Annotated in this window: 13 protein-coding genes; 4 read left to right on the forward strand and 9 right to left on the reverse strand. The window is 39.8% G+C overall.

Going from position 1 to position 12,252, the window contains the following annotated elements:
* The first annotated feature begins 62 nt into the window (after positions 1-62).
* The 3 genes from M1R56_RS06345 to M1R56_RS06355 all read left to right on the forward strand — a co-directional run bounded on the left by M1R56_RS06345 (position 63) and on the right by M1R56_RS06355 (position 2,277).
* On the forward strand, positions 63-683 hold the full coding sequence (locus M1R56_RS06345; protein ID WP_248035115.1) for a replication protein: 621 nt from the start codon (positions 63-65) through the stop codon (positions 681-683).
* A gap of 46 nt (positions 684-729) precedes the next feature.
* A complete protein-coding gene (locus M1R56_RS06350; RefSeq protein ID WP_248035116.1) occupies positions 730-993 on the forward strand; it encodes a helix-turn-helix domain-containing protein in 264 nt (87 codons plus the stop codon).
* A gap of 66 nt (positions 994-1,059) precedes the next feature.
* Positions 1,060-2,277, forward strand: a complete 1,218-nt coding sequence (locus M1R56_RS06355; protein ID WP_248035118.1) for a site-specific integrase — start codon at positions 1,060-1,062, stop codon at positions 2,275-2,277.
* Between the two features lie 106 nt (positions 2,278-2,383).
* On the opposite strand, the gene rpsI is transcribed toward M1R56_RS06355, so the two are convergent.
* The 8 genes from rpsI to pbp2b form a co-directional block, all read right to left on the reverse strand.
* On the reverse strand, positions 2,384-2,776 hold the full coding sequence (gene rpsI, locus M1R56_RS06360) for a 30S ribosomal protein S9 (protein WP_000075973.1): 393 nt from the start codon (positions 2,774-2,776) through the stop codon (positions 2,384-2,386).
* 18 nt (positions 2,777-2,794) lie between these two features.
* Positions 2,795-3,241 carry a 50S ribosomal protein L13 gene (gene rplM, locus M1R56_RS06365; protein WP_001044622.1) on the reverse strand — a complete coding sequence of 149 codons (447 nt, stop codon included), beginning with the start codon at positions 3,239-3,241 and terminating at the stop codon, positions 2,795-2,797.
* A gap of 159 nt (positions 3,242-3,400) precedes the next feature.
* Positions 3,401-4,108 (reverse strand): TIGR02206 family membrane protein, encoded by a 708-nt coding sequence (locus M1R56_RS06370; protein ID WP_248035120.1) that lies wholly within the window; start codon positions 4,106-4,108, stop codon positions 3,401-3,403.
* Between the two features lie 120 nt (positions 4,109-4,228).
* Complete coding sequence (locus M1R56_RS06375; protein WP_248035122.1) at positions 4,229-4,840, reverse strand: NUDIX hydrolase; 612 nt, start codon at positions 4,838-4,840, stop codon at positions 4,229-4,231.
* Positions 4,827-6,200 carry a UDP-N-acetylmuramoyl-tripeptide--D-alanyl-D-alanine ligase gene (gene murF, locus M1R56_RS06380; RefSeq protein WP_248035124.1) on the reverse strand — a complete coding sequence of 458 codons (1,374 nt, stop codon included), beginning with the start codon at positions 6,198-6,200 and terminating at the stop codon, positions 4,827-4,829. The genes M1R56_RS06375 and murF overlap by 14 nt, the downstream gene beginning before the upstream one ends.
* Positions 6,201-6,253: 53 nt before the next feature.
* Positions 6,254-7,297: a D-alanine--D-alanine ligase gene (locus tag M1R56_RS06385; RefSeq protein ID WP_248035126.1), complete on the reverse strand. Its 1,044-nt coding sequence runs from the start codon at positions 7,295-7,297 to the stop codon at positions 6,254-6,256.
* A gap of 174 nt (positions 7,298-7,471) precedes the next feature.
* Positions 7,472-8,068, reverse strand: coding sequence for a recombination mediator RecR (gene recR / locus M1R56_RS06390; RefSeq protein WP_000966747.1), 597 nt, complete (start codon positions 8,066-8,068; stop codon positions 7,472-7,474).
* Between the two features lie 10 nt (positions 8,069-8,078).
* On the reverse strand, positions 8,079-10,136 hold the full coding sequence (pbp2b, locus tag M1R56_RS06395; RefSeq protein WP_248035128.1) for a penicillin-binding protein PBP2B: 2,058 nt from the start codon (positions 10,134-10,136) through the stop codon (positions 8,079-8,081).
* 174 nt (positions 10,137-10,310) lie between these two features.
* Here pbp2b and M1R56_RS06400 point away from each other — a divergent pair, with 174 nt between their 5' ends.
* On the forward strand, positions 10,311-11,156 hold the full coding sequence (locus tag M1R56_RS06400; protein ID WP_248035130.1) for a MurR/RpiR family transcriptional regulator: 846 nt from the start codon (positions 10,311-10,313) through the stop codon (positions 11,154-11,156).
* Between the two features lie 544 nt (positions 11,157-11,700).
* On the opposite strand, the gene M1R56_RS06405 is transcribed toward M1R56_RS06400, so the two are convergent.
* Positions 11,701-12,252, reverse strand: a 552-nt coding sequence (locus M1R56_RS06405; protein ID WP_248035132.1) for an SIALI-17 repeat-containing surface protein, incomplete at its 5' end; no start/stop codon positions are given.

The following is a 12,252-nucleotide window of genomic DNA, read 5'->3' on the forward strand; positions in this document are numbered from 1 at the left end:
ATCATCATAAGTTAATTTCATAATAAAAATACCCCAAAAGTTAGATTTTTTCTGTCTAACTTTTGGGGTGCAGTTCAAAATGGGCATTCCTATTCTATAAGGAAAGTGCCCCAGAAAATTATTTAGAAATTCTCGAAGAGTTACACATTCCATTTGTTCTTAGCCCTTGGCATGATAAGGACATTAACAGGGAAACTGGGGAATTTAAAAAATCGCACAAGCACGGAGTCTTATTTTTTGAATCGCTAAAAAGTTATTCCCAAGTATCAGAGCTTCTTACTGAGAAACTCAATACACCTTCCCACGTTGAAGTTGTCATGTCACCAAAAGGTATGTACGATTATTTCATACATGCAGAAAACCCTGAAAAAACTTTATACAATATAGAAGATATTGAATCAGGTTGCGGATTCGAACTTGATAAGTTCTTGATAGAGCAAAATTCAAATTTATTTCTAGAAACTGTTATCGATGTAATCACCGATAACGATTTTACCGAGTTCGAAGACTTAGTTCACTACGCTAGAAATAAAGATATTTCACTACTGGGATTAATAATTGAACGAACCTACTTTTTTACAAAATTTTTAGATTCTAGACGTTATAATCCCCAAAACAACAAAAAAACCTCATCAGAAGATACTTTGGCGAGCAATACTGATGAGGCAAATACAGATGATTAAAAATCAACTGATACTTCAATTATAGCACAATAGGGAGAAATAACTTATGCAAGTAATTCTACCAGACGAACAAGTTCAACAAATTCAGCACCTACTCGCTGAACTAATCGAAAAAGAAATTGAAAAGAAGCTGCACCATAGTAACCTTGGAAGCCCATTTTTAAACAAACAGCAGGCTTGCCACTACTTGGGTATCTCAAACAATACTCTAGACAGTTGGATCAAACGAGGACTGCCTACAATAAAAATAGGCAAGACTATACGATTTAATAAAGAGGCCATTAATTCATGGCTTTACTCACAAAACTAGAAATATCAAGATTTTTGTTTTATAATAGTCATGATATTTTCTGGTTCGATACACAAGGAGAATATCATGAGTATCACTAAGACACAAAATGGTACTTATCGTTTAAAAATCTACATTCCAATAGATGCACGAATGCCACTTGGTATTGTTAATAGCAATTATTACGATAAGAGATTCAAAACGAGAAAGGAGGCAAGGCAAGCTGAGATAGACTTGCTTACCAAGTTAAATCAAATAGAAGATAATGAGTTTACAGAACTAGCAAAAGGAGATATTCTTTTCTCAGACTTCTATAACAATATCTGGTGGGACTCTTATAAAGCAGGACAAACTACATCCACTTCTAAGCCACCAAGCAGGTCAACAGTTGCTAATACCAAAACATGTTTTGAAAAACATATACTACCACTTCTTGGAAACTATACGATACAGTTTCTAAATCAAAATAAGCAAGTTATCCTAAATCTAATGACATCTAAGGCTAATGAATATGCGAACTTCAAATCCTTACGTAGCTATGTGATTTCCATTTTTGATTGGGCAGAAGAACTTGAGTATATCGAAGCTAATAAAGTTGCAAAAATATTAAGAAGAATAAAGGCCACTAAAAAGATTCAACTTGCAGAGTCAAAGAGAGAGGAAGATTTATATCTAACTCATGAACAACTCCAAGAATGGTTCTCAGCATTTCAAGAAGATTTAGAGAATGATAAAATAACCCTTAAAGATTATGTCCTATTTTATCTCACTTTTTTCTTAGGCGATAGAAAATCTGAAACCTATGCTCTTCAATGGAAACATATCGATCTTTCAAAAAAACAGATTCAGCTAATTCAAGCTTTAGATAGATATGGACAAGTAAAATCTACTAAGGGAAATAAGAAAACTATTTTCTCTATTTCTAATGACTTACTTCAACTTCTTACCTCTTGGAAAGAACAACAAAAATATGAACTAGCAAAGTTTGGCATCATCAGTAACCCAGAACAATTTGTTTTTACATATATCGACACAAGAGGAAACATCAACAAGCCTTTACATGCTGACTATCTAAACAATAAAATGAAAAGCATCAGAAAGCGACATAAAGAGCTGGCACATGCTACACCTCATAAACTGCGACATACAGGAGCAACGCTTGCTAAACAAGCAGGAATGAGCTTAGAAGCTATTTCTGAGGCTCTAACACACAGTGACACAGGAACAACACAGATTTATGTAAATACTTCTAATGTAGTTCCTATGGCAGTTGGTGAATTTGCTTTAAAGTCTCTAAAACAATAAGGTGAAAATAAGGTAAACTTTGAGGTGAACTTTTCAAAAAAACACGAAAAAAGCACCCATAAGGTAAACTTTTGAGTGCTTTGAAACGTTGATATAATCGTATTGATTAACGTTTTGAGAATTGTGATGCTTTACGAGCTTTCTTAAGACCTGGTTTCTTACGCTCAACTTTACGTGAGTCACGTGTAAGAAGTCCTGCGCGTTTCAATGAATCGCGGAAGTCTGGGTCTACTTGAAGAAGGGCACGAGCGATACCGTGACGGATAGCTCCTGATTGACCAGCGTATCCACCACCTACAACGTTAACGAAAACGTCGTATGAACCTACAGTTGAAGTAACTGCGAATGGTTGGTTGATGACAAGACGAAGGTCAGCGTGTGGGATGTACTCTTCAACATCTTTTTTGTTAACAGTGATTTTACCAGTTCCTGGAACAAGGCGAACGCGTGCAACAGCGTTTTTACGACGTCCAGTACCTGCATATTGTGCTTGTGACATACTTTATTGTTCCTTTCCTTAGATAAGTCCTGAAATATCAAGAACTTCTGGTTGTTGTGCAGCGTGAGTGTGCTCAGCTCCAACGAATACTTTCAATTTCATACCTTGAGCGCGGCCAAGAGTATTGTGTGGAAGCATACCTTTAACTGATTTCTCGATCAAACGTACTGCATTTTTAGAACGAAGTTCACCAGCAGAGATTGATTTCAATCCACCTGGGTGGTTTGAGTGAGTGTAGTAGATCTTATCAGATGCTTTTTTACCAGTCAATTTAACTTTTTCAGCATTGATAACGATTACGAAGTCACCTGTATCAGTGTGTGGTGTGAATGTTGGTTTGTTTTTTCCGCGAAGTACGCTAGCAACAACTGCTGAAAGGCGTCCAAGAGGTACATCAGTTGCGTCAACAACGTACCATTTGCGTTCTACTTGGCCTGGTTTAGCCATGAATGTAGTTTTGTTCATGATTTCTCCTATATGAATATCGTTTTTGTTTACAGGGCGGATGTTCCGGTCCGCAAGTTATTTGAAAGGTTCCGGGGCCTTACAAATGGGGTAAACAATACCGTCTACTATTGTATCAAAATTCTCAGATAAAAGTCAAGAGATTGGGAAAATATTTTTTTATTTCTGCCAGATTCTCAATCTTTTTTCTTCCTGCTCCTGAAGGATTGTCTGAAAAATTTTAGAGACTAAATAAATGGCACAAGTCAGGAATAGCGTAACCACTAGATAATTGATCAAACGACCGTGGTCTCCAACCAATGGCGGTTTTGTCAAAAAGCCATAATCTCCACCCGTCATTAGATTGACCACAAAGATCACAGCATTCAGTGAAGATGTGATGATTAGGGTTCGTTTGAAGTCCAATAAGCTAGCATCGTAGTCCTTCAAAAGATAAATCAAGGAATTTCCAAAGAGAGCTAAGTGTCCGAAAATAAAGGACAGGATGGCAATGTGGGGGAAGGGATAGGGATCTGGCACTGGATAAATAAAAGCTGCCAAAGTTCCAAAGGTTCCCAATACAGCAAAATACTGTTTGACTCTAGAGACACCCGGGGTCAAAAGCACTACAAACATAGCCAAACGGCAATGATAAAGGGGTAGACTTTCAGTTAGAGGCATCTGATTTACTAAATACCATCCGTAGAGCAGGATTAGCTGTACCGCCTGTAAAATCTGGAAAAATCGCTGACAGGCCTTTTTCTCACCATAACGATAGGCAAGAAACACAGTCAATGCTAATAAGGTAAATAGACTTCCATACCAAAGAAGGTCAAACTGGGGTGGCTCCGTCGGCTGCGTACTAAATAAAGCTTCCCAAAAATTCATGTAACTTTCCTCATTTTCATATAAGCCAATCTCTTACTGATTTTTATAGAGCCTAGCTTACATTTATTTCTTATATTTTTGTGTAAAAGAAACTGTCGATCTTAATATAAAACAAAGCTTCTAATCGACATATTGTTCCCGCTCACCCTGATAGACCTGCCATAGAATTTCCATTTGTTCTTTGGTTATTCGTTTTTCAGATAGGGGTGGGAGATTCTTGATATCAAAAAATTCAAGTTCTGCAATTTCTTGATTTTCTTGAAATTGTCCATCCAATAACTGACAGTCAAAGACGAACTTGGCATACTGTTTGTTCTGAAGTTGAAAGCGGTTGGTATCAAAAACCGCTAATAAAGAGCCTACTTCTGCCGAAAAGCCTGTTTCTTCCTGAACTTCTTTTCGGATATTTTCCTTAGGCGAATAACCTACCTCGCCAAAACCACCAGGTAATGCCCAAGTATCCTCTCCTTGCCCTCTAACCAGGCAAACCTTCTGATTTTGAACAATCCATGCCCTTACATCCATCAAGGGAGTTGCATAGCTACCTGTTGGTTTTAAAATTGCAGTCAATTCCTCTTGATCAAGCTCTGTTTGATCCTGCAAGACACTCCATAAAATCTGACGTAAATCCTCATAACGTTCACGGTCATAAGGATCCTTTGTATAGGTCAAACCAGTATCAGTGATGGCCAACATTCTCTGAATAGCTTTGGCGAAATCAGTTGTGCTCATTTTCTAGACTTTCTACTAGCTTGGCTAGATTCATAGAATTCGAACCTTTAAGCAAAATCTGGTCATGTGCTCCAAGACTCTCCTTAACCTGCTTGACCATGGCTTCAAACTGGTCTTCTTCAGCTGTTTTCTTGAAGTAGTAAACATGGCCGATGGGGAACATTTGACTGGCTAATTGAGCCAATTCAGCAATGTCTTCACCGTAGAAAATAACGGTATCAAGGGCATCGGGTGTAATGCTCAAAATCATTTGATTGTGGAGTTGAACAGACTGGTCTCCAAGTTCTTTCATGTCCGCCAGAACTGCAATTTTCTTGCCACCTTCATTAGCTGGGATAGCAGAGAAAGTTTCTAAAATCAACTTCATAGCAGTTGGATTGGCATTGTAAACATCTGATAAGATATCCGCACCATTGGCAGCTTTTTTCCACTCGGTACGATTGCGGGTCAATTCTAGATCCTGGAAGGCTTGAGCAATCTGCTCCTCAGTCACTCCTTCTTGCAGGGCAACATAAGAAGCAATCATAGCATTAGTCGCATTGTACTTACCTGTTACTGGTAAATCAAGGGATTTCTCCAAGAAATTAGCCTTAAAACTCAAGCTATCCTTGCGCTCAATTAAGTCTGTAATTTCGAGTTCTGCACCCGGACCAAAACGAACTACCTTTTGGTCAGCAGGTAGATAATCCTCTACAATGGGATCAGCTGGCGCCAAGAGCAAGCTACCTTTCTCCATTCCATCAGCAATCTGTAATTTACCTTTGGCAATCTCAGAACGGTCCTTGAAGAAGGCCAAATGTGCCTCTCCGACCAGAGTCACAATAGCTGTTTTCGGATGAGCCAGTTCAGACAAAAGATGAATATCTCCCAAGTGATCCTGTCCCATTTCCAAGACTAACTTTTCAGTATCATCTGGCATATGGAGAACTGTATAAGGTAGTCCAATCTCGTTATTGTAGTTCCCTTGTGTTTTGTAGGTTTTGTAGCTTGTAGAAAGTAAATGGGCTAACATATCCTTGGTAGTGGTCTTTCCATTTGAACCTGTAACAGCAAGGACATCTACACCTGTCTTTTGAAGATAATAAGCCGCAAGTGCTTGAAAGGCTGCTAAAACATCCTCTACTAAGATGTAGGGATGCCCTTCGACTTCCTTCTCTGATAGAGTTACAGCAGCGCCGTTTTCAAAAGCTGTCTCGACAAAGTCATGTCCATCACGCGCCCCCTTTAGTGGCACAAATAGATCACCGGCTCCAATAAAACGACTATCAAACTCTGCCTTGACTAGTGGACTATCTGGATAGACTGATACGTCATTTTTAGCACCAACAAGACGCGCAACTTCGTGAATCGTAAGTTTCATATTTACTCCTTTAAAAAGGGGCAAGAAGTCTCTTCCCGCCCTTATGCCTGTCTTTACAATAGGTGCGCTTCACGCTTGTCAAAACTTTCCTTAGCAAGATCAACCAAACGCTCGATTAGTTCTGGATAGCTAATCCCCATATTGTCCCAAAGCAAAGGATACATAGACCATTGGGTGAAGCCTGGCATCGTATTTAGCTCGTTTAGGAAAACTTCTCCCTTATCTGTATAGAAGAAATCGCAACGTGATAAGCCAAGTCCACCAATAGCACGGAAGGCAGTTTCTGCATTTTTACGCATGACAGCTACCACGTCATCACTAATCTTAGCTGGGATATCCATGGTAATCTTGTTATCGATATACTTGGCATCGTAGTCGTAAAAGGCTACGTCTTTGACAACTTCACCAGGAAGCGTGCTCTTAACATCATAGTTCCCTAAGAGACCAACTTCGATTTCACGTGCATTGACTCCTTGCTCTACCAAGACACGACTATCGTACTTGAAGGCAAGCTCTAAAGCTTGATGGAGTTCTTCTTTATTTTCAGACTTAGAAATACCGACACTAGATCCCATATTGGATGGTTTAGTAAAGACTGGATAGGTTAATTTTTCTTCAACTTCTGCAATCTTAGAAGCCAAGTCATCCCCTTCAACAATCGCTACGTAAGGAACTTGGTCAATCCCAGCAGACTCCAAGACACGCTTGGTAGTAATCTTATCCATAGCAAGACTCGAAGACAAGATGTTGCAACCAACATAAGGCATTTTCAAGACTTCTAGAAAACCTTGGACAGAGCCGTCCTCTCCCATCGGTCCATGAAGGACTGGAAAGACTACTGCTCCTTCTTCGTAGATAGCACTTGGAGCAATTTTCTTGTCCCAATCAATCGTTTCATTGGTCATGAGACGGTCTTCCTGCCCAGGAGTTTGGGTAAATTCTTGGGTTTTGATAAAGTCTCCAGACTGGCTGATAAAGAAGGTTTTTACTGTGAAACGATCATAGTTAACCGCACGCATGACACTCTCAGCTGACAAGACAGACACTTCACGCTCTGCACTGCGTCCACCATATAATAGAATAATTGTTTGTTTCATATGATTGTCCTATTTCTACTAGAATACTCGCCTTTTAGTATATCACATTTGTCTATTTTTTTAAACTTGAATAGCATAAAACAAGAAAAGAGACTGGAAGAAAAATGGTCCAGTCTCTGTGTTCTTAAAATTTTATACCTGCTAGCTAATTATTTAGCGATTTAACCTCCTAGACTAAAGCTCTGTACGATTTTCAATGGCTCTTAGGAGCGTTACTTCGTCCGCATATTCGATATCAGCTCCTACTGCCAGACCTCGTGCTAGACGAGTGACCTTAATCCCTGCAGGTTTAAGAAGTCTAGAGATATACATGGAGGTCGCCTCACCATCTGCTGTTGCATTGGTGGCCACGATAACCTCTGAAACTTCGCTATCCATGAGGCGAGTCATGAGACTTTTGAGGTTGATGTCATCTGGGCTAATTCCATTCATAGGGGAAATCAAACCGTGTAAAACATGATAAAGCCCGTGGTATTCTTGGATGTTTTCCATAGCAGCAACATCTCGGCTATCCTCCAGAACCAGAATCGTAGACTGGTCACGGCTAGGATCGGTACAGATAGAACAAGGATCATCATCTGTCAAGCGTCCACAAATAGAGCAATAGGTCAATTCTCGCTTGGCTGCAAGAAGATTTTTTGCAAATTCATTGACGTCATCATCCGACATCCCAATGGTATAAAAGGCCAGTCGGGTTGCTGTCTTAATCCCGATACCTGGAAGTTTAGAATAACTGTCAATCAGCTTAGCTATAGGTGTTGGGTAAAGCATGGCTTCCTTTCTAGTTCATTGGATGGTGTTGGTTGTATAGATTGATAATGTCACGAGCAATCGAAGGTCCGACACCATTAGTTAGATTCGTATTATGCGGGAAAACAACTGCGACTGCAATCTGCGGATTATCGGTTGGCGCATAGGCTACGGCGTTGGTATTGTCGGATTTTTGGCCACCGTTAACATAACTTTCGGCTGTACCGGTTTTCCCGCTGATGGAGACTGCTGCCCCATTTGAAAAGGCACGACCTGTCGTGAGAGCACTTGTTCCGTGAGACACTTGATAAAACCCTTGTTGCAAGATAGACATGTCAGACTCAGAAATATTAATCTTATTCATTTCTGTGCTGTCCGTTTGCTTAATGAGTTCTCCCAAACCACCTTGTTCATTGTTGTCGTAGACTCCTTCCACGATATGAGGAGCTAAGCGGACACCATTATTGGCAATAGTTGCTACATACTGAGCTAACTGCATCGGTGTGTAGTTATCAAACTGCCCGAAGGCATTATTTAGATAGTTGGCCAAATCATAGTCTTTAGGGATAAAGCCTGTTGACTCATCTGGTAAATCGATCCCTGTTGACACGCCCAAACCATATTCACCAAAGGTTGAACGAAGTTTTCCCATGGCAGATTCAAGATTGTTGGTTCCTACTGTCATATTCGGCTGATAAGTTTGCCCCATGATTCCAAGAGCAGTTTGGACCATGTAAGTATTGGATGAATACTCCAAGGCCTCAACTGCTGTAATCGGGAAAGAACCATAATAAGGGGTATACCAGGAATTGATAGGGGCAGAACCTTGGAAGACGATTGGTTGATCTGTCAAGGTTTGGTTGCCAGATAAGACTCCATTTTCCCAACCTGAACTGATGGTTGCCGCCTTAACAACAGATCCTGGAACAAAGACATTGGTGACAGTTCCGAGTGAATCTGGATTCAATTCACCAGATTCAAGATTGTGCTTGACTCCTGACATAGCTAGAACAGCTCCTGTCTTAGGATTGAGGGCAACCGCATAGACACCTTCGGAATATTGGGCACCTCCATTAGCAAGCTCAGAATTAAAATAGCTTTTCAAGAGGCTATCCACACTATCTTGGAAGGCCAAATCAATGGTCAGTTTAATGTTTTTACCCTTGCTACCTTCCTCAATGTTTTCTACGCTCTCCATATCTCCATGTTTATCGAGATGGATTTCTTTAACAGTACGTTTCCCTTGTAGGACTTCCTCATATTGTTTCTCAAGGTAAGAGGTTCCAACACGGTCATTGAGGGAATAACCTTTTTTAAGATAGGCATCTACTTCCTCAGCTGGAAGGCCTGATTTTTCACTTGAAACACTTCCTACGATAGAGGCCAGAGAGGTTTCAAGAACCTTGCGATCCCACGAAGTCGAGATGCTAATCCCAGGTAACTCTTTAGAGGCAGAAGCAATTTGAGCGACCTGAGTATCGCTTAAGGGATCTGTTTGGATATTGCCTGTTGCAAAATTTCCAACTGCATTGAGCTGACTAAAGAGATAAATAGTCTTCTTTTCATCCTCTGTATAATTAGTTTGGCTAGAGGTAACACTCTCAACAGCATTGTTATAAAGATCCGATTCAGAAAGTTGATTACCATCTGAGTCAAAACGCTTATCTTTTGGAAGAGTCTCTACCGTTTTTTTATAGACAGCTGGGTCCGCTAGATAATAATCAGCCATCTGACGTTCTGTCAAATTTGGAGAGGAAACTGTTACATACGTTAAAAGTTTAGTAGAAATATCCTTTAAATCTGTAGCCGTCATCTTATTACTTCGTGTGAAAGCCACGACTTGTTTGACGGTATTTTCTACCAAGGGTTTTCCAGCCGCATCATAGATTTCTCCACGAGCAGAACCCGTTGTTACCCTAGTTTGGCTAGCAGACGCTAACTTGGCTTCATAGAAATCCTTATTTACGAATTGCATATAGAGCAAGCGACCAATAATGGTCATGAAGAGCAAAATAACGATTGCAAACAATAAATTAAGCCGAGTCGGTATCGAATGGCTATTAAATTTTCTCATACAAAGCAGTCTCATTTCTAATCAAAATCTTACTCTTCATTGTACCATAATTTAAAGAGAAAATTATAGAAAAAGAAAAGACTTTTCCTTTTTATCCAAAAAACAAAGCAACTGTGGTATAATTAAAGTAAGCGCTATTTTATAGATTTCATTGATAAAAATTTTAACCAATAACTACAAGGGAGGCCCATGAACAAGCAAGACATCTCTACGATTATTGATCTTCACTTTGAAGAAATGACCGATTTAGAGCAAGAGATTGCCCGCTATTTTTTGCAGGCAGATACCATTCATGATGACTTGTCTTCTCAGCAGGTCACTCAAAAACTTCATATTTCTCAGGCCGCTCTCACTCGCTTTGCCAAAAAATGTGGCTTTACGGGTTATCGAGAGTTCATTTTCAAATACCTACAACAAATTGACAACCTTTCAGTCCCTCAGCAGGATATGAACCCCTTGACTCAACGAGTCTTGAGAAGCTATACAAATATCCGAGAAATGACTCAAGAATTGATTGATGATGATCAACTAGAGCGCATCGCCCAAATGATTGATCAAGCAGAACGCGTCTATTTTTTCGGTACTGGAAGTTCTGGTCTCGTTGCGCGTGAGATGAAATTACGTTTCATGAGACTAGGTGTCGTTTGTGAAGCTTTAACAGATCCAGATGGATTCGCCTGGACGACCAGTATCATCGATGAAAAATGTTTAGTGTTTGGCTTCTCCCTATCAGGAACAACTCCGTCCATCATTGATAGTCTACTTGACGCTCAAGATATGGGGGCTAAAACCGTTCTCTTTACGAGTATGCCTAGCAAGGAAACTCAGGCCTTCACAGAAACTGTATTGGTGGCAAGTCAGAGTCAGGCTTCCTATATCCAACGCATTTCTGCCCAACTTCCTATGTTGATTTTAATCGATCTACTCTATGCTTATTTCCTAGAAATTGATCGTGAAAGTAAAGAAAAAATCTTTAACAGTTATTGGGAAAATAAAAAACTAAATGGCTATCGTAGAAATAGAAGGTCTAGATAAGCCTTCATCCCTATCAAGTGAATAATCATATGAGTAACCAGCGATTAAAGTCGCTGGTTTTTATACTCTTCGAAAATCTCTTCAAACCACGTCAGCTTTATCTGCAACCTCAAAGCTGTGCTTTGAGCAACCTGCAGCTAGCTTCCTAGTTTGTTCTTTGATTTTCATTGAGTATTAGTTTGCTCAAGTCCTATAACTGATGACTTATGAACATAAAATTCTACACCTAATTCTTGATATATAGCAGATTGAACTTAGAATAGTACAGTACGGATTCTAAAACATTTTTAGAAATTGATTTGACTTTCCTAATCTCTTTTGTTCATATCTTATTTCAATCAACTATAAAAAAGCGAACAAGACTGAATTCTGACTCTCAGAAAACTCGTTTTGCTCGCTTTTTATAATTGAGATTAGTTATTGGTTTCAATCTCTGAAGTTTGGACAGTTATTACAGCAGTTTCTTTAAACAATGCTACTATTCTGCAATAACTTCCCACAAAATCTATACTTTCTCAAAAGTGTTTCTTGAGTTTGACAGATTCTATTCGTCTTCTTTTTTCTTTCCCATTGCAGCTAAGCCAAGAAGTGCTCCTACAGCTCCCAAGCTTGCAAGGGTAGCAGTTTCTTTTGCTCCTGTTTCAGGGAGAATGTCTTGACGATTTGCAGGTGCTTGATAAGTCTTTTCTTGTGACATAGCCTGAGCTACATGTGACTGCTCATCCTTGTATTCTGGGAGCTCATGTACAGTTGCCTCTGCTCCATTGACACCACCTGTGAACTCTGGGGCTTCTGCTTGAACAGCTGCTTCTGTTCCATTTACTCCACCAGTAAATTCTGGAACATCATGGATAGCTACTTCTGCTCCATTGACACCACCAGTAAACTCTGGAAGTTCATGACTAGCCGCTTCTGTTCCATTGACATTACCAGTAAACTCTGGAACATCATGGATAGCTGCTTCTGTTCCATTGACACCGCCAGTAAACTCTGGATCTTCTCCACGAATAACTGCTTCAGAGCCATTTACTCCACCAGTAAATTCTGGAAGTTCATGACTAGCTGCTTCTGTTCCATTGACACCACCTGTGAACTC

It is taken from the genome of Streptococcus sp. oral taxon 431 (genome assembly GCF_023115445.1).
GTDB lineage: Bacteria > Bacillota > Bacilli > Lactobacillales > Streptococcaceae > Streptococcus.